Genomic DNA, 21,426 nt, shown 5'->3' on the forward strand with positions numbered 1-21,426 from the left:
CTCTCGCGGGTTCGGATGTCAGCGCCGCGTGGGCGCGAGGGTGATGGTCTGCGTGGGGGTGACGACCCCGGTCACGCGCTGGTCGTGGATGTCGCTCGGCACCTCTTCGACGAACTCCGAGTCGTACACGACCGCGTACACGGGCGGACAGCGCTCCATCGATCCGAGCGTCTTGTCGTAGAAGCCGCGCCCCCAGCCGAGTCGCATCCCGGTGCGGTCGACCGCCGCCGCCGGGACGACGAGCAGGTCGACGTCGTTGAGCGCGATCGGGCCGAGCAGTTCGCCGACGGGCTCGGGGAGTCCGAACAGCCCCTCGGCGATGTCGCCGTCGGGCGTGGCGACGGCCCAGTCCAGCAGGCCGTCGGTGCGGGTGACCGGAAGCAGGACGCGGACGCCGCGGGCCGCGGCATCCGTCACGAAGGAACGCGTGCCCGGTTCGGTCATGGTCGACAGGAAGCAGGAGATCGAACGGGCGCCGTGCTCGGCCACGAGGGCGTCGAGCTGGGCGTGGATGCCGGCCTCGGCGTTCTCGCGCGCGGCCGCCGAGAGCAGCTGACGGCGCTCGCGCAGCTCCGCGCGCAGGGCGCGCTTGGCATCGGCGATCGCGTCGGACATGCCGTCGATTCTACGGTGCGGTTCTCACACGGCGTCCGATCCGGTGTAGGGGCACGCCGCTGACGCGGCATAGACTCGGACAATGCCTCATCACCCGATCAAGGCCGTGATCCCGGCCGCCGGTCTCGGTACCCGCTTCCTCCCGGCGACGAAGGCGATGCCGAAGGAGATGCTGCCCGTCGTCGACAAGCCGGCGATCCAGTACGTCGTCGAGGAGGCCGCGCAGGCCGGCATCGACGACATCCTCGTGATCATCGGGCGCAACAAGAACGCGATCTCCAACCACTTCGACTCGGTGCCTGAGCTCGAGGAGAAGCTGAAGGACAAGGGCGACATCGATCGTCTGCACCGCGTGCTCGAGTCGAGTGACCTCGCAGACATCCACTTCGTGCGTCAGGGCGAGCCCAAAGGCCTCGGCCACGCGGTCCTGCGCGCCAAGGCGCACGTGGGCGACTCGTCGTTCGCGGTCATGCTGGGCGACGACCTCATCGACGAGCGTGACGAGCTGCTGACGACGATGATCGCGGAGCACCAGCGCACCGGCGCCGCCGTCATCGCGCTGATGGAGGTCGATCCGTCGCACATCCACCTCTACGGCGTCGCCTCTGCGGAGCGTACCGACGACGACGGCATCGTCAAGGTCAACGGGCTCGTCGAGAAGCCCAGCGCCGAGGACGCCCCCTCGAACCTCGCGGTCATCGGCCGCTACGTGCTCAGCCCCGCGGTGTTCGACATCCTCGAGCGCACCGAGCCCGGCAAGGGCGGCGAGATCCAGCTCACCGACGCGCTGCAGGAGCTCGCCGCGGACCCCGACGGGCCCGGCGTGTACGGCGTCGTCTTCCGTGGCCGTCGCTACGACACCGGCGATAGGGTGGACTACATCAAGGCCATCGTGCAGCTCGCGGTCGATCGCGAAGACCTCGGTCCCGATCTGCGTCCCTGGTTCAAGGAGTTCGCGGCGAACCTCTGACGCCGCTCGTTCGAGGGAGTCTCGTGGATCTGACGGCTCCCCGCAGCCATGGACCGGTGGCGATCCGGCTCGTGAAGCAGCGCGACGCGCGTGTGCTCCAGAACGAGCTGCTCGCCAACCGCGGTTGGCTGCGGCCGTGGGAGGCGACGAGCCCCGACGGCCCCGTGTCGTTCGACATGCGGGTGGGGGTGCGGCGGCTGCTGCAGCAGTACCGTGACGGTGTCGGCGTGCCGTTCGTCATGGAGCACGACGGCGAGATCGCGGGTCAGCTCAACGTGTGGGGCGTCGCGCGCGGGTCGCTCGCGTCGGCGACGATCGGCTACTGGGTGAGCGAGCGGTTCGCCGGACGGGGCATCACGCCGACGGCAGTGGCGCTCGCGACCGACATCTGCTTCTCCGAGATGCGGCTGCACCGCATGGAGATCTGCATCCGGCCCGAGAACCGGGCCAGCCTGCGCGTGGTCGAGAAGCTCGGCTTCCGCTACGAGGGGCTGCGCCGGCGTTTCATCCACATCGACGGCGACTGGCGCGACCACTACGCGTTCGCGCTCGTGCGCGAAGACGTGCCAGAGGGCGTGCTGCAGCGGTGGGTGTCCGGTCGGGCCCCGCAGGACGCCGCGACGGTCCCTCCCGCAGACCGCCTGCACGCGTAGGGGCCGGACACCGGCGTCCGCGCATCGCGCGACACGCGAGCGGATGCGAGTGTCCGGGCCATCCGGTCGCGTTACCGTGGTCTGCATGGGCGGGCAGGTACTGGGCGGGGGAGTCATCGTCCTCGTCGCTGCGGCATTGTGGCTGGTCTATCTGCTTCCGACGTGGCACAGCAGGCGTCAGTACGACGCCGCCGAGCGCAATGCGGTGCGCCTCAACCAGGCGCTGCGGGTGCTCGCCGAGACCAGCGAGACGCCCGAAGAGGTGCGGCTGGAGCTCAACGCACGCACGGCCGCGGCCCAGCAGAAGCTCGCCAAGCGCGCACTCGCCGAGCGCGAGCAGGCGGCGCTCGAAGGCGCGAAGGCCGACCTCGAGATCGCCCGCACCGAGCGGGTCGCCGCCGAGGCGGCCGCACGCGTCGACCTGGAGCGCAGCCGGGCCGCGCGTGCGTCGGCCGAGGCCACCGCGCGCGCTGAGGTCGCAGCCGCACGATCCGTTCCCGCCGCGCGCCGTGCCCGTGCCCGGCGTCGCTTCCGTCTCGCGGCCACGTTCGTCGGCGTCGTCGGACTGGGGCTCGTCGCCTGGGGCGTGTTCGAGACGGTCACCGCCGGTGTGCAGACGCTGCTGTGGACCGGCGTGGGGCTGGCCACGGCATCCCTTCTCATCCTCCACCGGCTGTCGCGCGTCGCGGCGCGTGCCGTGGCCTCCGCGGTGGATGCCGCACCGCGTCGTGTCGCGGCGGTGCAGGACGTCGAGCTCGAGGCTCAGGAGCGGGCGTGGGAGCCGCGCACGCTGCCGCAGCCGCTCACGGCGTCGGCGGGCTCGCGCGCCGCCGCCGTCCTGGACGCGCAGGCGGCCCGTGCCGCGCTGCGCCAGGCGGCGCTGGAAGAGGCGATGCGGGCGCGTGCGGAGGAGCAGCGGCCGCCGTCGATCGAGGTGGCCCGCACCGCGCGGACCGCGTCGTCCGGCGCCGACTACGCACGCATGGGCTACGTCGACGACGCCGAGATCGAGGCGCACGTTCGCGATCTGCTGACGCGTCGCGCGGCCGGCGCGTGAGGCGCGCCCGGGGCCCCGCACTGATTCGGAGCACGCCTCGAGCCGTGATAGTGTTTTCGAGGTTCACGGGCCTGTAGCGCAGTTGGTAGCGCGCCTCGTTCGCATCGAGGAGGTCAGGGGTTCGATTCCCCTCAGGTCCACCAGAACACCGAAGAGCCCGCCGGATCCGGCGGGCTCTTCGCCGTTTCAGACAGCTTTCAGCGGAGGCGGCGCCGTCGAGGACTCGATGATGGCGACGCCTCGTCCGCGCAGTCGCCGGCGTTCCTCTTCGAGCGACGCGAGCAGCCGATCGCGCGTGCCGCGGCTGTGCGCGACGACGAGCCGTCGCGCCGAGGCCGCGTCGCGGTCGGCCACCGCGGCGGCGATCTGCATGTGCTCGGCCCGCGCCTGCGCCCGCGACTCGGGGGTGCGCACTTCGAGCCAGCGGGTGCGGCTCAGGCGGGTCAGCGCGTTGGCCATCGCCTCGGCGAGGAACGGATTGCGGGACAGGCCGGCCAACGCGAGGTGGAAGTCGCTGCCGTCGCGCAGACCGATCTCTTCGTCGTCGTGACGCTGGTGGGCGTGGGCGAGTGCGGCGAGGGCGGCCAGCTCGGCGTCGTCGGCGCGTTCGACGACGTGCTCGACGACGGCGGCCTCGACGGCCTCCCGATACTCCATGACCGCTCGGATCTCGCTCAGGTCGATCGGCGCCACCTGCCAGCCGCGCCCCTCGCGCTGCGTGAGCCCCTCGTTCTCCAGCCGCATCAGTGCGGCGCGGATCGGGGTGCGCGACGCCCCGAGCAGGGACTCCAGGCCGCGCTCGCTCAAGCCCTCTCCGGGCGTGAGCTCGAGGGAGAGGATCGCCGTGCGAAGCCTCTCGTACAGACCGCCGTCGCTGGCAGCGTTCATGGCGTCCCTTCTGGTTCACCGAATTGGTATACCGTTATGGTACTCGATGGTCGTGGACGGAAGAAGGGGCACATGTCGAACCGGGTGGTGACGCAGGCGGTGCGGACGCCGACGAAGGCGTGGGTGATGCTGGCCCTCGGAGTGGCCGCCCAGGCCGCGGGAACGATGCTCGTCTCGACGCCCGCCTACCTCATCCCGATGCTGCACACCGAGCAGGGGATGCCGCTCGCGCAGGCGGGCCTTCTGGCCGCCGCCCCCACGTTCGGCATGGTCCTCACCCTCGTCGTCTGGGGCGCGCTGGCCGACCGGTTCGGGGAGCGCTGGATCATCGCCGGCGGCCTCGCGCTGACCGCGGTCTTCGCGTTCGCGGCCGTGCCGGTCGACGGATACATCGGGCTCGCGCTCGTGCTCATGCTCGGCGGCGCCGCAGCCGCCAGCACCAATGCCGCGAGCGGCCGCGTCGTCGTCGGCTGGTTCCCCCGCGAGCGCAGGGGCCTCGCGATGGGCATCCGCCAGATGTCGCAGCCACTGGGGGTGGCCGTCGCGGCGCTGACGGTTCCCGGGCTGGCGTCCGAGTTCGGCGTCACAGCGCCGTTCCTTCTCTCGGGCGCGGCCGCCCTCGTCCTCGCGGCGCTGTGCGCGTGGGGGATCCGCAATCCTCCCCGCCCCGGTGCTCCTGCGGGCGCGACCGCCGGTGCCACGGCGAATCCGTACGCCCGCGACCGCTTCCTGCTGCGCATCCACCTCGTCTCGGCCCTCCTGGTCTTCCCGCAGTTCACCCTGTCGACGTTCGGCCTGGTGTGGCTCACCTCGGGAATGGGATGGGAGCCCACGGCCGCCGGCATCCTGGTGGCCGCCTCGCAGTTCGTCGGCGCCCTCGGCAGGATCGTGATCGGACACGTCAGCGACCGCGTCGGCACCCGCGTCGGCGTGCTGCGCCACGTGGCGATCGCGGGCGTGATCGCGATGGTCGTGCTCGGCGCGACCGGCTGGGCGCACTGGGACGTCGTCGCCGCGGTGGTGTTCGTGATCGCCGCCACCATCAGCGTCGCCGACAACGGGCTCGCGTACACGTCGGTGGCCGAGGCCGCCGGATCCCGGTGGTCGGGACGCGCGCTGGGCATCCAGAACACCGGGCAGTTCCTCAGCGCCTCCGCCGTCGGGCCGGTCGTCGGCGCGCTCATCACCGTGGTCGGCTATCCGCTCGCCTTCGGTCTGGTGGCGCTCACGCCGCTGATCTCGCTCGGGCTCCTTCCGGCCCGGGATCGGCACGCGGACGACCAGGCCACGGGTTAGGCGCGGGCGGGATGCCGCTCCGTCGGCCCGATCAGCCGTCGGAGCCGGTCCAGCCCCTGCGGCGGAAGAACAGCCACATGGCGCCCGCCGCGGCGGCCATCAGCGCGCATCCCACGGCGAACGCCCACGGCCCATCGAACACGTGGGTGACGGCCCATCCGAAGTTCATGCCGAAGAACCCGGTGAGGAAGCTCAGCGGGAGGAAGATCGACGCGATGATCGCGAGCTGCTTCGATGTCTCTCCCTGGCGGTTCGCGACGGTCGACAGGTAGAGGTCGGTGCAGCCGCTGACCAGCTCGTGGTACGAATCGAGCTCGTCGGTGATGCGGATGAGGTGGTCGTAGATGTCCCGGAAGTAGTCGTGGCTGTCGGCTTCGAGTCCCGCGAGGTCGACGATCACCTCGACCTCGCGGGCGAAGACGTCGCGCATCGGCACGACGGCCTTGCGCAGCCGCAGCAGCAGGCGTTTCAGCCGGAACGTCTCTTCGAGTTCGCTCCGTCCGCCGTGCGAGGCGATCGCGTCCTCGAGGTCGTTGATCTGCTCGTCGAGGTCGGCGAGCATCGGGAAGTAGCTGTCGACGATCACGTCGATGATCTTGTACACGTGGTACTGCTCGCTCTTGGCCGTCTTGGCGTGCGAGAACAGCGGTGTGACGCGCTGCAGATCGGGATACGGGCGCCGGTGCAGCGTCACGATGAAGTCGCCGCTCAGATGGCAGTGGATCTCTTCGAGCGGATGCTCGTTGCGGTCCTCGGGCTGCGACCGCACCGCTCCGCGGAGCACGAGCAGCGCCGTGTCGCCGTACGTGTCGAGCTTGGGTCGCTGGCCGAACGTGATGCTGTCCTCGACGGCGAGGGGATGCAGGTCGAGCAGGGTGCCGAGACGCTTGATCTCGTCGACGGGCAGGTCCGTGGCATCCAGCCAGAAGAACTCGTGGTCGCGACGCAGCTGCCCGATGAGCTCGTCGTCGATGGAATCGAGGATGCGCATGGCTTCACCCTAGGACGTGCGCGCACGCCACCCGCGACCGCCGCACACGACGACGGGAGCGGATGCCGGGCGCCGGCATCCACTCCCGTCGAGGCGTGCGCGGCAGTCGTCAGACGGTCAGGGCGCGACCGTCGAACAGGGCCTGGACGGCGTCGGCCGATGCGGCGCGGCCGTACGGGGCGAGCTCGAACGTCTCGGCGTAGACGACCGCGTCGGGGTCGGGGTGACCCGTCGCGTGCAGGCGCTCGCGTGCCGGCGGCTGCGTGTAGAGGAACTCGGACCAGTGCTCCAGGATGAACGCGTCGACGTCGGACGCGTCGGTCGGCACCAGGTCGGTGAGCCCGCGCTCGTGCGGGGCGAACTCCAGGAACTGCGAGGCATGCGCGGCGCACGCGGCCAGCTTGCGCTCGATGTGCGGTGTCGTGTCGACGACGACGTCGACGCGGTGCTGGTCGATCGAGCCGAAGTCGATCATCCGCACCACCACCGGCGCCACCTCCAGCGGCGGGACGTCGGGCACCTGGTTGGGCAGGGTCACCAGCCCCGCCGCCGCGCGCGCGAGTTGGGCCGCGGCGCGGTTGTCGGGGTGGCCGCCGCCTTCGTCCGCGAACGTGATCACCACGTCGGCCCGCCAGCTGCGGATCGCGCGGATCATCCGCTTGCGCAGCTCGACCGACGCGACGAGATCGCCGTCGTGCACATCCCACACCTCGTACTCGGCGATCCCGAGGATGTCGGCGGCGGCGTACGCCTCGCGCAGGCGCCGCTTCGCGAGCGGCTTGCGGCGCATCGTGGCGTGACCGGCGTCGCCGTTGGTGGCGCACAGCACCTTCACGTGGTGGCCGCGGTCGGCCAGCCCCGCGATCGTTCCCGACGCGTACTCTTCGGCCTCGTCGGGATGGGCGACGACCACCAGGATGCGGGAGCGGCGTTGCACGATGTCTTCCTCTGCTTTCTCTTGTCGGACTTCTGTCGCCCTGCGGGCGAGGACGGCTGCCGTGCTCATCGGCGTCCCGCCAGCGCCTGGCCGTAGGTGCGCTGCAGCGGCGCATCGTCTGCGGCGGCCGAGCTGCCCTGTCCGAGGGCGCGGGCGCGGGCGTTGCGCAGGCTCAGCCGGATCGCGCCCGTGGCCACCGCACGGGCTCCCCCCGGGGCGTGGGCGACGGGCGGGATGGCGTTGGGCATGAACGTGAGCTCCGAGCGGACCGCCGTGGCCAGACCCTCGTACCGGTCCGCGACCGAACCCGCCAGCAGGATCAGGTCGGGGTCGTACGCGGCCAGGACGACCGCGCCCGCCAGGGCGACACGTGCGGCGATCGCATCGACGTCGTCGCCGAGCCCCGCGACCGCCGCCGGAGAGAGCAGCTCTTCGAGCCGCGTGCCCGGGACGGCGGCGAGAGGCAGGTCGGCGGCGCCGGGGATGCCTGCGGGGACAGGCAGCGCGCCGATCTCGCCGCTGGAGCCGTGTGCGCCGAGCAGGACCTCACCGCGCCGCACGTACACGGCGCGGATGCCGCGGTCGAGCCACAGGAGAGCGAAGTCCTCGGCCCCGGCGGACTCGCCCACCTCGTGCGCCGCGACCGCGACCAGCGCCACGTCGTTCGACGTGAAGACGTCGACGTGCGGCATCTCGGCCCGCACGGCACCGATGATGTCGACGTCGACCCAGGCCGGCAGCTGGGCGCCGTGCGTCAGCCGGCCGCCGACGGGCTCGACGACGCCGGGGAGCCCGAGGGTGATGTCGGCCACGCGATCGTGTGCGATGCCGGTGCCCGACAGCGCTGCCTCGACGGCGTGGCGCACCTGCGGTCCCACCTCGTCGGGGCCTCGGACCTCGTTCGGCACGGCGGCGCTCGCGACGACCGTGCCGCGCAGGTCGGCGATGTCGGTCCAGAGCTGCTCGGCGCGCACCGAGATGCCGGCGACCAGGCTCGCGTCGGCGACGATGTCCCACAGCACCGCGGCCGGGCCGTGCTTGCTCGCCTTCTCGCCGGCCCGGCGCACGATGCCCGCCTCTTCGACCCGCAGCAGCAGCCGTGCGGCGGCGGGCTTGCTCAGGCCGGTGATCTCCTCGATCTCGGGGCGGGTGAGGGCGCCGCGCTCGAACAGTGCGTGCAGGACCGCGCCTTCGTTCAGGGTGCGCAGAGCACTCGGGGGTCCGTACTTCACGATGCCTCCTCGGCCGCCGTCCGCCAGTCCGCGGTCAGCGTTTCCCGACAGCGTTGCACGAAACCGAGCTGCGCCTCGGCAGGATACGGATCGGTGTAGTAGTCGTCGCTCCCCGGACGCTCGCCGGCCCGCACGAGCTCTTCGAACCGCTGCGCCAGGCGCACGAGCTCGAGGACCTCGCCGACCCGCAGATCCGGGTGCTGCTCCTGCCACTGCGGGAGGAAGAAGGGGATGTCGTTGTGGTCGCGCCCGGTGGCGTTCTCGACGGTGAGGTTCACGTTCCTGCCCGCGGCCTGCAGCGCGCCGAGCACCGCCACCCAGTCGATGACGCCGTCGCCGCACGCGCGGATCTGGCGACGGATGCCCTGCGGGGTCGCGAACAGCGCGACGTCGCGCATGTGCGTCTGGCGCACGAGCGGTGCGACGCGACGTGTCGCCGCGACCGGGTCCTCGCCGCGGACGACGACGTTCGCGAGATCCAGGGTCACCCCGAACCGCTCGCCGACCTCGTCGCCCATGCGCACCAGCTCATCGGTGGTGAGCTCCTCGTGCGTCTCGACGGCCAGATGCGCGTCCCGTTCCTCCAGCACGGGCACGAGGCGCTGCGCGAACGCCGTGGTGGCCCGCAGCTGCTCCGGCCAGGTCGTGTCGGTGCGGAACCGGTCGATCGCGAACACGCCCCACTCGTGGCGCTGGTAGTTCGCGGTGTCGGCCCACAGATCGACGCAGCCGATCTCGGTCGTCGCCTCGATCATGCGGGTCATCCCGAGCAGGTAGTCGCCGTCACCGACGGCGCGCACCGACGGATCCTCCGCGGTGTTGTACGGGTTGATCTTGCCGAGCCCCATCTCCAGGTACATCCCGAGTTCGTCGGCGAGCGCTCGCACGTCGCGCAGAACGCCGGGGTCCAGGGTCGGCGTGACATCGAGCACGGTGCGGAAGAAGACCCCCGCGAGTCCGGCCTCGGCGCCTCGGCGCAGCAGGCGCAGCGGACCCAGCTCGGCGGCATCCGGGAACTTGCGTCCGCACAGTCCCACGCGGACGGTGGTGTCGATCGTCATCGGTCGGCTTCTTCCTCTCGGGCCGCCACGAGGGCGTCCAGTTCTTCCAGGCGGTGGCAGCGTGCGGCCGTGGTCGCGGCGTCGCCCGCGCGACCCGTCACGGTGAGCGGGGGCAGGGTGGTGCGGCACAGCTCCTGCGCGAACGGGCAGCGCGGCGCGAACGGGCAGCCCTCGCCGTTCCACGGCGTCCGCGGCCGGGGGGCCTCGAGGAACACCCGGGCGCGCTCCTCCTGACCGAGGCCTGGCGACGAGCCGGCGAGCAGTCGGGAGTACGGATGCCGCGGACGGGCGAGCACCTCCCGTGCGGGTCCCTGCTCGACGACCATGCCGCGGAAGAGCACCACGATGTCGTCGGCCACGTACCCCGCGCTGAGCAGGTCGTGGGTGATGTACAGCACGCTGACCCCTTCGTCGTCGCGCAGGCCGACGAGGAGGTCGAGCACATCGCGGCGGATCGAGACGTCGAGCATGCTGATCGGCTCGTCGGCGATCACCACCGACGGGTCTCCGGCGAGCGCCCGTGCGATGCCGACGCGCTGCCGCTGGCCGCCCGACAGGTCGTCGGGGCGTCGAGCGGCGTACAGGTCGGGGTTCAACCCCACGCGCGCCAGCAGGACAGCCGTGCGTGCACGTGCCGCGCCGCGGCTCGAGCCGGGATGCGACGAGAGGAAGGCCTCCTCGATCTGGCGCCCGATGTCCTGCGACGGGTTGAGGGAGCCGTAGACGTCCTGGAACACCATCTGCGCGCGGCGAGGCCGGGCGCGGCGCCGCCGTTTGACCGGTACGACCGGCTCCGCGTCGACGCGCACGTCGCCGGATGTCGGGTCGAGCAGGCCCACGACCATGCGTCCGAGAGTGGACTTGCCGCTGCCCGACTCGCCGACCAGCGCGACGATGCGCCGTGCGCCGACCGTGAGGTCCACGTCCGACACGGCGGGGATCGCGTGGCGGCGGTAGCGCTTGGTCACGTCGGTGAGTGCGACGACGGGCCCCGCCGCGGGTGGCGATGAGATGTCGACGGTGTTCATGCGGCCTCCCAGGTTCCCGGTCGCGGCACGGAGGCGACCAGCCGGCGGGTGTAGCTGTCGAGGCCCCCGGTGACCGCGAGCTCGGCAGGTGTGGTCTCTTCGACGACGAGGCCGTCCTTCATCACCGCGATGCGGTCGGCATAGCGGGTGAGCAGCGGTAGATCGTGGCTGATCAGCAGCACGCCGAAGCCGAGCTCGTGCTGCAGCGCCGTCACCATCGCGAGGATCTCGCGCTGGACGACGACGTCGAGCGCCGTCGTGGGCTCGTCCATCACGATCAGCGACGGCGAGAGGGCGAGGGCCATCGCGATCGCGGCGCGCTGCCGCATGCCGCCGGACAGCTCGTGCGGGTAGTCCCTGCCGCGGCGTGCGTCGATGCCGACCATCTCCAGCAGTTCGCCGGTCGTCCGGTGGCGCCCGCCGCCGCGGTCGCGGCGATGCGCGCGCACCACCTCGTCGATCTGATCGCCGACGCGGTGGACGGGGTCGAGCGCCGTCAGCGAGTTCTGCATCACGATCGCAGCCCGTGCCCAGCGGACGCGCCGCAGTCGCGCGGGCGACATCGCGAGGACGTCCTCGCCCTCCAGCAGGATCCGGCCGCCGGTGATCACCCCCGGCGGTCGCAGGATCCGCAGGACGGACTGGGCGATGGTCGACTTGCCGCAGCCGGACTCGCCGGCGAGGGCCACCAGCTCTCCGGAGCGGACGGTCAGGTCGACGCCGCGCACCGCCGGCGCGACGCCGTCGGCGACGACGTAGCCGACTTCGAGTGCGTCGATGCGGAGCACGTCGGCCGCTGCGGCCGGTGTCGCGGGGGACACGTCAGGACGAGGCATCCGTCCTCCTCACGGGGGTGATGAGCGAAGAGCTGCGCGTGCCCGTCCCGAGGAACCGGTGCACCAGCTCGCGGGCCTGAAGGCGCGGGCTGCTGGTCTCGTCGACGGCGTAGTTGACGAACGTCAGCATCGATGCGGTGAGGGCGATGGCGAGTCCGGGGAAGACGAACTCCCACCAGTTGCCGAGGAGCAGCGCCGACCCGGTCTGCGCCCAGAACAGCATGGTGCCCCACGAGATGGTGGTCGGATCGCCGAGACCGAGGAACTCGAGGGATGCCTCGGCGGTGATGGCGAACACCACCTGGTTCACCACGAACGCGGCGATGATCGAGGCCATGTTCGGCACGATCTGCGTGCCCATCACCCGCAGCCGGCCCATGCCGGCCGTCTCGGCGGCCGCCACGAACTCCCGCGTGCGCAGGCTGAGGGCTTGAGAGCGGAACAGGCGTGCGCCGAAGGCCCAGCCGGTGATCGACAGCACGAGGATGATCGTGCTGGGTCCTGGCGGCAGGAACGCGGCGAGCACCACGATGAGGGGCAGCCCCGGCAGCACGAGGAACACGTTCGTCAGCAGCGACAGCACCGAGTCGGTCCAGCCGCCGCGGTAGGCGGCGATCACGCCGATGACGAGCCCCATGACGGTGGTGATCCCGGCCACCGCGAGTCCGACGCCGAGCGAGGTCCGGGCGCCGTAGAGGAGCTGGGACAGGACGTCGAAGCCCTGCGTGGTGGTTCCGAGCGGGTGCTCCAGGCTCGGCGGCTGGCTGCCGGCACCGGCCGGCACGTCCGGCGGATACGGGGCGAGCCAGGGTGCGAGCAGCGCAGCGAGGCAGGCCGCGGCGAGGACGGCCAGGCCCACGATCGCGATCACCGGGATGCGCCGCCGGCGAGTCCCCGCGCGGCGGACCGTGACGAGCGTGGCGGTCATGCGGTCACCTCCCGGGTGCGCGGGTCGAGCAGGACGTACACGATGTCGACGATGAAGTTCGCCGCCAGCACGGTCACCGTGATGATGAGGAACAGCGTCTGGATGAGGGGGTAGTCGTGCGCGCTCACCGCGTTCATGAGGATCATGCCGACGCCCGGGTAGGAGAACACGATCTCGACCATCACCTGACCGCCCACGACCGCCCCGATCATGCCGCCGAGGAGCGTGACGGACGGCAGCAGGGCGTTGCGGGCGCCGTGGCGGAACACCACCGCACGGACCGAGAGGCCTTTCGCCTCGGCGAGCGCGAGGTAGTCCTCGCTGGTCACCGACATCATCGCGTTGCGCATGTTGAGCGTCCAGGTTCCGGCGGTGACGAGCACCACGGTGGTCACGGGGAGGGCCATGTGCCACAGCACGTCGCCCACGAACTCCCAGCTCCACTCCGGAGGAGTCGAGTACGCCTGGCCGATCGGGAACCACCCGAGGCCGACGGCGAACACGTACACGAGCAGGAGCGCCAGAAAGAAGTACGGGAAGGACCCGATGAAGATCAGCACGGGCGGCACGGTGCGGTCGAACCACGATCCGCGGTACCAGGCCGCGATGATGCCGAGTGTCGATCCCAGCAGGTAGGCGATGATCAGCGAGACGCTGCCGAGGAGCACCGTCCACCCCAGGCTGCCGCTGATGACCTCGGTGACCGGGCTCGGGAACCGCGAGATCGAGAGGCCGAAGTCACCGGTCGCCAGGTTGCCCAGGTACTGCAGGAACTGCACGCCGAGCGGGTCGTCGGTCAGGCCGTAGGCCGTGCGCAGGGATTCGAGGGAGGCCTGGTCCGCTCCCGTGCCGAGCTTGGCGACGAGAGCGGACGCAGGGTCTCCGGGTGCCAGCCGAGGCACGAAGAAGTTCACGGCGATCGCGATGAGGAGGGCGATCGCGTAGAACCCCAGTCGGCGGAGAAGGAGGAGCAAGGGATGCCGCCGGTCAGACCGTCCGCAGGTGCGGGAACACCAGCAGCGACTTCTGCGGCAGCTGCAGCGACAGCGGCGCGTACGGGTCGTCCTCGTTCGGGAACCCGTCGAAGCGGGTCGTCGTGTAGAGCCCGAAGTCGGGGGCGTTGTACAGCGGGATGAGCGGCAGCAGCTCGGCGAACCGCGCCTCGATGCCGGCCATCGCCGCGACCTGCGCATCGGGGTCGGTGATCGCCGTGTAGTCCTGCAGCAGCTGCGTCGCCTCGGGGTCGGCGAACCGGTGGGCGTTGACGACGGACTGCGTGCCGATCGGCGCCAGCGTCTCCTGCGACATCGCGCCGAGGTAGAACGAGTACGGGTTGGGGGAGGACGGCATGCCGTACAGGGTCATGTCGAACTCGCCGTTGTAGACCTCGTCGGCCCACGAGTCGTACGCGATCGTCTGGAGCTCCACCTTCACGCCGACCGCGGTGAGATCCTGCGCCACCACCTGGGCGGCCGTGATCCAGTCGCTCCAGCCCGTGGGGATCACGATGGAGTACTCCAGCGCGGTCCCGTCGGGGGCGTGGCGGACGCCATCGGAATCCGCTGCGTACCCGAGGTCGTCGAGCAGCGCGGCGGCGGCATCGACATCGAGCGTGACGGCGTCGGCGTACTCGTCGACGACGTCTGCGTCCAGCCAGGTCGAGAAGCCGCCCTCGGGCAGCGCGGTGGCGTTGGCGGGGTCGGACTTGCCCCACACCGCCTGGTCGATGATGCGCTCGCGGTCGACCGCCATCGAGAGCGCGCGGCGCACGCCGGCGTCGCCGAGCGCGCCCTTCGTGGTGTTGACCTGCAGGCTCACGGAGCGGGTCTGCGGCCACCAGTAGTGGTTGTGCTCGGGGTCGCGCGGGACGAAGGTCTTGTCGGGGTCGGGAACGAGCCCGCCCCAGTCGATGTTGCCGGCCGCGACCTCGGCGCTGATCTGGTCATTGCCGGAGTAGGACCGCAGCGACAGCTCGGGGACCTCGAGCTTCTGCCAGTAGTTCGGGTTGCGCCCCAGCGTGTACATCTGGGCGCTGAAGTTCTCGATCACCCGTGTAGGGGCCGGTCGCGACGGGGTTCTCGTCGGGGAACGTCGTCGGGTCGGCGACGTCGGACCACGTGTGCTCGGGCACGATGAACTGGGCGAGGACGGCATCGCGTGCCGGCGCGAACGGCTCGCCGAAGGTGAGTACGACGGTGCTGTCGTCGGTCGCCTCGACGCCGGAGAGTCGTCCGAGCACTTCGTCGGCCGGTCCGACGAGGCCCTCGTTGTCGATCATCAGCTGGAAGGTGAACGCGACGTCCGCCGCGGTGAACGGCTCGCCGTCGGACCATGTGACGTCGTCGCGCAGCGTGACGGTGAGCGCGGTGCCGGCGGCATCCCATGTCGCGTCGGTGGCGAGCCAGGGCTCGTCCTTGCCGGTGGCGGGGTTGGCGATCATCAGCGGCTCGTACATCGCGCTCTTCGCCGCCCACCGCGCGGTGGGCGAGAAGGGGTTGAACGTGCGCGTCATCCCGCCGGGCGGCTCGGCGACGAGCGAGAGCGCTGTGGTGGCCGACTTGCCTTCGCTGCCGCCGGCCGGTGCGCATGCTGTGGTCATCGCGACCGCCGCGCTGAGGGCGAGGACTCCGGCGAGGCTGCGACGAGCCAGGCCGGACCGCTGTGTCTTGGTCATGGGGACGCCTTCTTCCTTGGAGCTGTGGATTACTGTCTCGGAACGTTTGAGACAGTAGTCGAATGCGTCGTCCGGCACCAGAGGTGGGGTCGAGAAAGTGGGCCCGCCCCTCAGGACGAGCCCACTTCACGGCGTGTGCGGCGTCGCGGATCAGCCTTCCGTCGCCGCACGGCGCAGCAGCGGCCTGGTCGCGACGAGACCCAGCGCCACCACGCCGATCCCCGCCGCCAGCACCGCGGCGATGACGATCAGCGCGAGGGGCTGGACGAGCAGCGTGACTCCGGTCAGGGGGAGCATCACCACGGCGGCGACCACGGCGGATCCGGCCGCGGTCAGCCGCAGCGGTGACATGACCGCGCGGCGGCGCGCGGCATCCATCGTCCGCTCGGGCATCCCGAGCATGTCGAGCGAGCGGTACAGGTCGCGACGGTCGAGGATGCCGGCCGCCTGGTTGACGCCCACCGAACAGGCGACCATCAGGAACGAGCCGATCACGGTGAGGAGGATGCCGGTGCGGATGTCGGCGAACAGCTGCGCCGACGCGGCGTCCATGCCCGCGTCTCCGGCCGTGAGGTCGACGAGCGCGACGCCGACGCCGGCGAACACCGCCATGAAGCTCGTCATGGCGACTCCCGACACCTGACGCCACGCGGCCTTCGGGGACTCCAGGACGGTGCGCGCGGCCAGCAGCCTGGCGGGGCGGCTCGCCCGTCGTGCCTGGCGCTGCGCGACGAGGCGGATGACCCACGGCCCGACCAGGTTGAGGACCGCGAGGGTTCCGCCGAACGCGGCCGCGAGGAACGCGATGATCACCATCGCGCTGCCGGCGACCTGCAGCACGCTCATCAGCCCGAACGACACGACGACCACGGCCGCGGCGATGCCCGCGCGCACCCACGACAGCTTCGGCGCATCCTGCCGGGTGCGCACGCCGAGCGGCGAGATGACGACCTGCCGCAGGCCGAGCACTGCGCTGACGGCCGCGAGCACGGCGATCCCGAGCACGGTCCCCGCGATCACGGGCAGGCCGAGCACGACGCCGCCGATGCCGAGCGGATCGCCGCGGAACGGCACGAGGGCGAGCGCGGGGACGATCGCGAAGTAGCCCGCGACGCCGGCGACCGCCCCGGCCAGCGCGAGCACGGTCGACTCGAGCACGGCCAGCGCCGAGACGGTGGCCGGTGTGGCGCCGAGCAGGCGCAGGGTCGCGAGGCGGTCGTCGCGACGCCGCGCCGACAGCCGAGCCGCGGCTCCGCCGAGCGATGCCAGCGGCACGACCAGCAGCACGAGCGCGATGACGGCGAGCAGCTGATAGCTGAACGCGATGTCGTCGGTCCAGGTCCAGAACGACTGTGCGCCGCCGAGCACCGTGAGCAGCAGCGTCGTCACGATCGCGAACGCGGTGACGGGGAGCACGAGCGTCGCCGTGCCCGCGGCGCCCGGCCGGGCGAGCAGCCACGCGACGCGCGCGATCATGCCGCGGCTCCGACGCGCTCGCCGACGATGCGGCCGTCGCGCACCTCGACGATGCGCGAGCAGCGGGCGGCGACGTCGGCGTCGTGCGTGACCATGACGAGGGTGCGGCCCTGTCCCGTCGTCGAGTGCAGCAGTGCGCCGATGACGTCGGCCGAGGTCGTCGAGTCCAGTGCGCCGGTCGGCTCGTCGGCGAACACGACGGCCGCCCCGGTGACCTGCGCGCGGGCGATGGCCACGCGCTGCGCCTGACCGCCGGAGAGCTGTCCGATGCGGCGATCCTCCATGCCGGCGAGGCCCAGGGCGGCGAGCCAGCCCGCGGCGTGCGACGTCGCCTCGCGGCGCGGCATGCCGTTCAGCATGAGTGCGAGGGCGACGTTCTCGATGGCGGTGAGCTCGGGGATCAGCAGACCCTGCTGGAACACGAACCCGAACTCCTCGCGGCGCAGCTGCGAGCGGCCGCGCTCGTTCAGCGTGTTCACGCCCACGCGTCCTGTGCGGCCGTGGAACGCGACTGCCCCGGCGTCGGGGAGGGTGATGCCGGCCAGACAGTGCAGCAGCGTCGTCTTGCCCGAGCCGGAGGCGCCCATGATGGCGAGCGACTCGCCGGCGCGCACCCCGAGCGTCACCCCCGCCAGTGCCCGGGTCGTGGCGAAGGACTTCTCGAGGCCGGTGGCCTCGATCACGAAAGAACTCATGCCTACACGGTGCCGCGCGTCGCGGGCACGGCGCGTCGGGCCGGAGAGTGATCTGCCGCGCCCGCCGTCATCCTCGCGGATGATCCGCAGGAGGCCCATGGTCCCGGGCGCGCGCGGCCAGACGACGAAGGCCCGATCCGGGGGATCGGGCCTTCGTCGTGGCGGGTGATCAGGCGGGCGTCGCCTCGGCGGCCGCGCGGGCGGCCGCCGGGAGTGCCGCGAGGATGCGCGCGACGGCGGCGTCGTCGTGGGATGCCGACACGAACCACGCCTCGAACACCGACGGCGGCAGCGACACCCCCTGCGCGAGCATGGTGCGGAAGAACGGCGGGTAGCGGAACGCCTCCTGGGCCTTCACGGTGTCGTAGTCGGTCGGCGCCTGGGGGGCGAACTGGATCGAGAAGAGGTTGCCCGAGCGCTGCAGCACGTGCGTGACGCCGGCGTCCGTGAGGGCGGATGCCGCTGCCTCGGCGATCGTGGTCGCGGCGGCGTCGATGCGGGCGTAGGCGGCCTCGTCGAGGTGGTCGAGCGTCGCACGCCCGGCGGCCACGGCGAGCGGATTGCCGCTCAGCGTGCCCGCCTGATAGACGGGCCCGAGGGGCGCCAGCAGCTCCATGAGCGCCGCCGGGCCGCCGATCGCGGCGAGCGGCAGGCCGCCGCCGACGACCTTGCCGAACGTGATCAGGTCGGGGGTGAAGGGCACCGGGTCGATGCCGTACCAGCCGGCGGGACCGACGCGGAAGCCGGTGAGCACCTCGTCGAGGATCAGCAGCGCGCCGTGGGCGTGGACGATGTCGGCGAGCGCGGCGTTGAAGCCGTGCGCGGGCGGCACGATGCCCATGTTGGCGGGCGCGGCCTCGACGATCACCGTGGCGATCTCGTCGCCGCGGGCCGTGAACACCTCGCGCACCGCGTCGAGGTCGTTGTAGGGAATGACGAGGGTCTGCGCCGCGATGGCCGCCGGCACGCCCGCCGACCCGGGCATCGCGAGCGTCGCGACGCCGGATCCGGCCTCGGCCAGCAGGCCGTCGGAGTGCCCGTGGTAGTGGCCGGCGAACTTCACGACGAGGTCGCGCCCGGTCGCGCCGCGCGCGAGGCGGATGGCGGTCATCGTGGCCTCGGTGCCGGTCGACACGAGTCGCACGCGCTCGACCGGGTGCGCGCCGTCACGCGTGACGCGGGCCGCGATGAGCTCGGCGAGCTCGGTCTCGCCCGGGGTCGACGCGCCGAAGCCCAGTCCGTGGGCGGCGGCGTCCTGGACGGCCTTCACGACGGCGGGGTGCGCGTGCCCGAGGATCGCCGGCCCCCACGAGCCCACGAGGTCCACGTACTCGCGTCCTTCGACGTCGGTGACGTACGGTCCCGACGCCGACACGAAGAACCGGGGCGTCTCGGCGACCGAGCCGAAGGCGCGCACGGGCGAGTTCACGCCGCCCGGCATGGCGCCGCGGGCGCGGTCGAACTCCTGTGCGTTCGTCGTCATCGGATCCACTCCGCGAGCTCGAGGGCCCAGTAGGTCAGCACCGCGTCGGCGCCGGCGCGGCGGATACCGACCACCGACTCCTCGATCGCGCGGCGGCGGTCGATCCAGCCGTGGGCGGCGGCCGCCTCGATCATGGCGTACTCGCCCGAGACCTGGTAGGCCCACACCGGGACGGGGCTGGATGCCGCGGCATCCGCCAGCACGTCGAGGTAGCTCATCGCCGGCTTGACCATGACGATGTCGGCGCCCTCGGCGATGTCGAGGTCGAGCTCGCGGGCGCCCTCGCGGCGGTTCGCGGGGTCCTGCTGATAGGTGCGGCGGTCGCCCTCGAGCGAGGACTGCACGGCCTCGCGGAACGGGCCGTAGAACGCGGACGCGTACTTCGCGGCGTAGGCGAGGATCGGCGTGTTCGCGTGGCCCGCCTCGTCGAGCGCGTCGCGCACGGCGGCGACCTGGCCGTCCATCATGCCCGACAGCCCGAGCAGCTGGGAGCCCGCCTCGGCCTGCGCGACACCCATCTCGCGGTAGCGCTCGAGCGTGGCGTCGTTGTCGACGTACCCGTTCGCGTCGAGCACGCCGCAGTGGCCGTGGTCGGTGAACTCGTCGAGGCACAGGTCGGTCTGCACGACGAGCGCATCGCCGGCCTCGGCGACCGCGACGCGTGTGGCGACGTTGAGGATGCCGTCCGGGTCGGTCGCACCGGATCCCACGGCGTCCTTGCGCTCGGGCACGCCGAACAGCATGATGCCGCCGATGCCGGCGGCCGCGGCATCCGCGACGACGCCCTTGAGCGAGTCGGTCGTGTGCTGGACGACGCCGGGCATGGACGAGATCGGCACCGGCGCACCGGCGCCCTCTCGCACGAAGACGGGGAGGATCAGCTCGGCGGGGTGCAGACGGGTCTCGGCGACGAGACGTCGCATGGCGGGCGTCGCGCGAAGGCGACGGGGACGATCGATCACGGGCGTTCTCCGGTCAGGTCGGCGGCACCGGCCGCGAGCAGCTCGCGTGCGACGGCGGCCGCGACGTCGCGCGAGGCCTCTTGATCGGGCCAGACCGCGGCGTGCGACGAGGTGAGGATGGTGGTGCCGTCGAGGCTGTAGACGCTCGCCGACAGCAGCAGGAGGCCCGCGTCGACGACGGCGCGTGCGCCGACCGGTGCGGAGCAGCCCGCCTCCAGCAGTGCGAGCACCTCGCGCTCGGCTTCGACGGCCGCGCGGGTCTCGGCGTGGTCCAGGGCGCGGACGAGGTCCTCGTCGCCGCGCCGCACCTCGACGGCCAAGGCCCCCTGACCGGGCGCCGTGGGCCACGCGTCGGCGTCGAGGAACTCCGTCACGACGTCGGCGCGGCCGATGCGCCGCAGGCCGGCGGCGGCGAGGATGACGGCATCCAGCTCCCCGCTCGTCACTTTGCCGAGCCGCGTGTCGACGTTGCCGCGGATGTCGACGACCTCGAGGTCGGGGCGCCGTGCCCGCAGCTGAGCCATGCGGCGCGGCGACCCGGTGCCGACGTGCGCGCCGGCGGGGAGCTGCTCGAGCGTGAGCCCGTCGCGGGCGACGAGGGCGTCGCGCGGGTCCTCACGGGCGGGGATCGCGGCGATCACGAGGCGCTCGTGCGGTGCGGTGGGCAGGTCCTTCAGCGAGTGCACGATGATGTCGCACTCGTCGGCCTCGAGGGCGTCGCGCAGCGCGCCGGTGAACAGGCCGGTGCCGCCCGCGCGCGACAGGGGCTCGTTCGAGCGGTCGCCATCGGTCGTGATCGTGACGATCTCGGTGGTCGCTCCGGTCGCGTCGGCGAGGTCGTCGGCGAACATCCCGGTCTGGGCGAGCGCGAGCGTGCTGCCGCGCGTGCCGATCCGCAGGCTGCTCACGCGAGCACCTCGGCGATCTCGTCGAGGCCGACCCGGCGCCCGGTGAAGAACGGCACCTCCTCGCGCACGTGGCGGCGGGCCTCGGTCTGGCGGAGGTCGCGCATGAGGTCGACGAGCTCGACGAGCTCGGGGGCCTCCAGCGCCAGGATCCACTCGTAGTCGCCGAGGGCGAACGAAGCGACGGTGTTGCTCAGCACCGAGCGGTGCGCGGCGCCCTTGCGACCGTGGTCGGCGAGCATCTGACGACGCTCGTCGTCGGGGAGGATGTACCAGTCGTACGACCGCACGAACGGGTAGACCGTGAGCCAGGCCTCCGGGTCCTTGTCGCGCATGAACGCCGGCAGGTGGCTGGCGGTGAACTCGGCGTCGCGGTGCACGCCCATCGCGTTCCAGACCGGCAGCAGGCTCGCGAGCGGCTCGGCGCGGCGCAGCGTGCGCAGCGCGGACTGCAGCACCTCGGGGGCGACCCCGACGCCGGTGAGCCAGATCATGAGGTCGGCATCGGCGCGCAGTCCCGACACGTCGTAGAACCCGCGGACGACGACTCCGGATGCCTCGACCTCGGCGACCGCAGCGGTCAGATCGCCCGCCGTCGCCGGGCGTGCGGGGTCCCGCCGGAACACGGCCCACAGGGTGTAGCCGAGAGTGTCAGGGGAGGTCTGGGCCGGGGCATCCGTCATGCCTCCATTCTCCCACTCCTGCCGCAGGGGTCCTCCCCGCACGGTCTGCCGAGCAC

Annotated in this window: 22 protein-coding genes and 1 tRNA gene; 5 read left to right on the forward strand and 18 right to left on the reverse strand. The window is 71.9% G+C overall.

What is annotated here, in order from left to right; genetic code table 11:
* Positions 1 to 18: 18 nt before the first annotated feature.
* Positions 19 to 615 (reverse strand): 5-formyltetrahydrofolate cyclo-ligase, encoded by a 597-nt coding sequence (locus tag ACFWJ8_RS07260; RefSeq protein ID WP_378810217.1) that lies wholly within the window; start codon positions 613 to 615, stop codon positions 19 to 21.
* 82 nt (positions 616 to 697) lie between these two features.
* Between ACFWJ8_RS07260 and galU the strand changes: the two genes are divergently transcribed.
* From galU to ACFWJ8_RS07280, 4 genes are all read left to right on the forward strand, one after another.
* Positions 698 to 1,585 carry a UTP--glucose-1-phosphate uridylyltransferase GalU gene (galU, locus tag ACFWJ8_RS07265; protein WP_378810219.1) on the forward strand — a complete coding sequence of 296 codons (888 nt, stop codon included), beginning with the start codon at positions 698 to 700 and terminating at the stop codon, positions 1,583 to 1,585.
* Positions 1,586 to 1,608: 23 nt separating this feature from the next.
* Entirely contained in the window at positions 1,609 to 2,238 is a 630-nt protein-coding gene (locus ACFWJ8_RS07270; RefSeq protein WP_378810221.1) for a GNAT family N-acetyltransferase, read from the forward strand.
* Positions 2,239 to 2,323: 85 nt separating this feature from the next.
* Positions 2,324 to 3,295, forward strand: a complete 972-nt coding sequence (locus ACFWJ8_RS07275; protein ID WP_378810222.1) for a large exoprotein — start codon at positions 2,324 to 2,326, stop codon at positions 3,293 to 3,295.
* A 67-nt stretch (positions 3,296 to 3,362) separates the two neighbouring features.
* A tRNA-Ala gene (locus ACFWJ8_RS07280) sits at positions 3,363 to 3,438 on the forward strand.
* Positions 3,439 to 3,481: 43 nt separating this feature from the next.
* On the opposite strand, the gene ACFWJ8_RS07285 is transcribed toward ACFWJ8_RS07280, so the two are convergent.
* On the reverse strand, positions 3,482 to 4,183 hold the full coding sequence (locus tag ACFWJ8_RS07285; RefSeq protein WP_378810224.1) for a GntR family transcriptional regulator: 702 nt from the start codon (positions 4,181 to 4,183) through the stop codon (positions 3,482 to 3,484).
* A gap of 72 nt (positions 4,184 to 4,255) precedes the next feature.
* Here ACFWJ8_RS07285 and ACFWJ8_RS07290 point away from each other — a divergent pair, with 72 nt between their 5' ends.
* Entirely contained in the window at positions 4,256 to 5,479 is a 1,224-nt protein-coding gene (locus ACFWJ8_RS07290; protein WP_378810226.1) for an MFS transporter, read from the forward strand.
* A gap of 31 nt (positions 5,480 to 5,510) precedes the next feature.
* Here the strand turns inward: ACFWJ8_RS07290 and ACFWJ8_RS07295 are convergent, their stop codons facing one another.
* From ACFWJ8_RS07295 to hemQ, 16 genes are all read right to left on the reverse strand, one after another.
* Entirely contained in the window at positions 5,511 to 6,470 is a 960-nt protein-coding gene (locus tag ACFWJ8_RS07295; protein ID WP_378810228.1) for a magnesium transporter CorA family protein, read from the reverse strand.
* 109 nt (positions 6,471 to 6,579) lie between these two features.
* Positions 6,580 to 7,407: a PIG-L deacetylase family protein gene (locus ACFWJ8_RS07300; RefSeq protein WP_378810230.1), complete on the reverse strand. Its 828-nt coding sequence runs from the start codon at positions 7,405 to 7,407 to the stop codon at positions 6,580 to 6,582.
* Positions 7,408 to 7,472: 65 nt separating this feature from the next.
* On the reverse strand, positions 7,473 to 8,639 hold the full coding sequence (locus tag ACFWJ8_RS07305; RefSeq protein WP_378810232.1) for an ROK family protein: 1,167 nt from the start codon (positions 8,637 to 8,639) through the stop codon (positions 7,473 to 7,475).
* On the reverse strand, positions 8,636 to 9,700 hold the full coding sequence (locus tag ACFWJ8_RS07310; RefSeq protein ID WP_378810233.1) for a sugar phosphate isomerase/epimerase family protein: 1,065 nt from the start codon (positions 9,698 to 9,700) through the stop codon (positions 8,636 to 8,638). The genes ACFWJ8_RS07305 and ACFWJ8_RS07310 overlap by 4 nt, the downstream gene beginning before the upstream one ends.
* Positions 9,697 to 10,728: an ABC transporter ATP-binding protein gene (locus tag ACFWJ8_RS07315; RefSeq protein WP_378810235.1), complete on the reverse strand. Its 1,032-nt coding sequence runs from the start codon at positions 10,726 to 10,728 to the stop codon at positions 9,697 to 9,699. The genes ACFWJ8_RS07310 and ACFWJ8_RS07315 overlap by 4 nt, the downstream gene beginning before the upstream one ends.
* Positions 10,725 to 11,564, reverse strand: coding sequence for an ABC transporter ATP-binding protein (locus ACFWJ8_RS07320; protein ID WP_378810237.1), 840 nt, complete (start codon positions 11,562 to 11,564; stop codon positions 10,725 to 10,727). The genes ACFWJ8_RS07315 and ACFWJ8_RS07320 overlap by 4 nt, the downstream gene beginning before the upstream one ends.
* A complete protein-coding gene (locus ACFWJ8_RS07325) occupies positions 11,551 to 12,492 on the reverse strand; it encodes an ABC transporter permease (protein ID WP_378810238.1) in 942 nt (313 codons plus the stop codon). The genes ACFWJ8_RS07320 and ACFWJ8_RS07325 overlap by 14 nt, the downstream gene beginning before the upstream one ends.
* Complete coding sequence (locus tag ACFWJ8_RS07330; RefSeq protein ID WP_378810240.1) at positions 12,489 to 13,466, reverse strand: ABC transporter permease; 978 nt, start codon at positions 13,464 to 13,466, stop codon at positions 12,489 to 12,491. Before ACFWJ8_RS07330 ends, ACFWJ8_RS07325 begins: the two co-directional genes overlap by 4 nt.
* 13 nt (positions 13,467 to 13,479) lie before the next feature.
* Entirely contained in the window at positions 13,480 to 14,541 is a 1,062-nt protein-coding gene (locus ACFWJ8_RS07335; RefSeq protein ID WP_378810242.1) for an ABC transporter substrate-binding protein, read from the reverse strand.
* Positions 14,435 to 15,166, reverse strand: a complete 732-nt coding sequence (locus ACFWJ8_RS07340; protein WP_378810244.1) for an ABC transporter substrate-binding protein — start codon at positions 15,164 to 15,166, stop codon at positions 14,435 to 14,437. The genes ACFWJ8_RS07335 and ACFWJ8_RS07340 overlap by 107 nt, the downstream gene beginning before the upstream one ends.
* A gap of 150 nt (positions 15,167 to 15,316) precedes the next feature.
* Positions 15,317 to 16,642 carry an FtsX-like permease family protein gene (locus tag ACFWJ8_RS07345; protein ID WP_378810245.1) on the reverse strand — a complete coding sequence of 442 codons (1,326 nt, stop codon included), beginning with the start codon at positions 16,640 to 16,642 and terminating at the stop codon, positions 15,317 to 15,319.
* Positions 16,639 to 17,337 (reverse strand): ABC transporter ATP-binding protein, encoded by a 699-nt coding sequence (locus tag ACFWJ8_RS07350; protein ID WP_378810247.1) that lies wholly within the window; start codon positions 17,335 to 17,337, stop codon positions 16,639 to 16,641. The genes ACFWJ8_RS07345 and ACFWJ8_RS07350 overlap by 4 nt, the downstream gene beginning before the upstream one ends.
* A gap of 169 nt (positions 17,338 to 17,506) precedes the next feature.
* Positions 17,507 to 18,820 (reverse strand): glutamate-1-semialdehyde 2,1-aminomutase, encoded by a 1,314-nt coding sequence (gene hemL, locus ACFWJ8_RS07355; RefSeq protein WP_378810249.1) that lies wholly within the window; start codon positions 18,818 to 18,820, stop codon positions 17,507 to 17,509.
* Entirely contained in the window at positions 18,817 to 19,743 is a 927-nt protein-coding gene (gene hemB, locus ACFWJ8_RS07360) for a porphobilinogen synthase (RefSeq protein ID WP_378810251.1), read from the reverse strand. The genes hemL and hemB overlap by 4 nt, the downstream gene beginning before the upstream one ends.
* 35 nt (positions 19,744 to 19,778) lie before the next feature.
* On the reverse strand, positions 19,779 to 20,690 hold the full coding sequence (hemC, locus tag ACFWJ8_RS07365; RefSeq protein WP_378810253.1) for a hydroxymethylbilane synthase: 912 nt from the start codon (positions 20,688 to 20,690) through the stop codon (positions 19,779 to 19,781).
* Positions 20,687 to 21,370: a hydrogen peroxide-dependent heme synthase gene (gene hemQ / locus ACFWJ8_RS07370; RefSeq protein ID WP_378810255.1), complete on the reverse strand. Its 684-nt coding sequence runs from the start codon at positions 21,368 to 21,370 to the stop codon at positions 20,687 to 20,689. Before hemQ ends, hemC begins: the two co-directional genes overlap by 4 nt.
* Positions 21,371 to 21,426: the final 56 nt, after the last annotated feature.

It is taken from the genome of Microbacterium sp. NPDC058389 (genome assembly GCF_042722305.1).
In the GTDB taxonomy this organism is placed as follows: domain Bacteria; phylum Actinomycetota; class Actinomycetes; order Actinomycetales; family Microbacteriaceae; genus Microbacterium.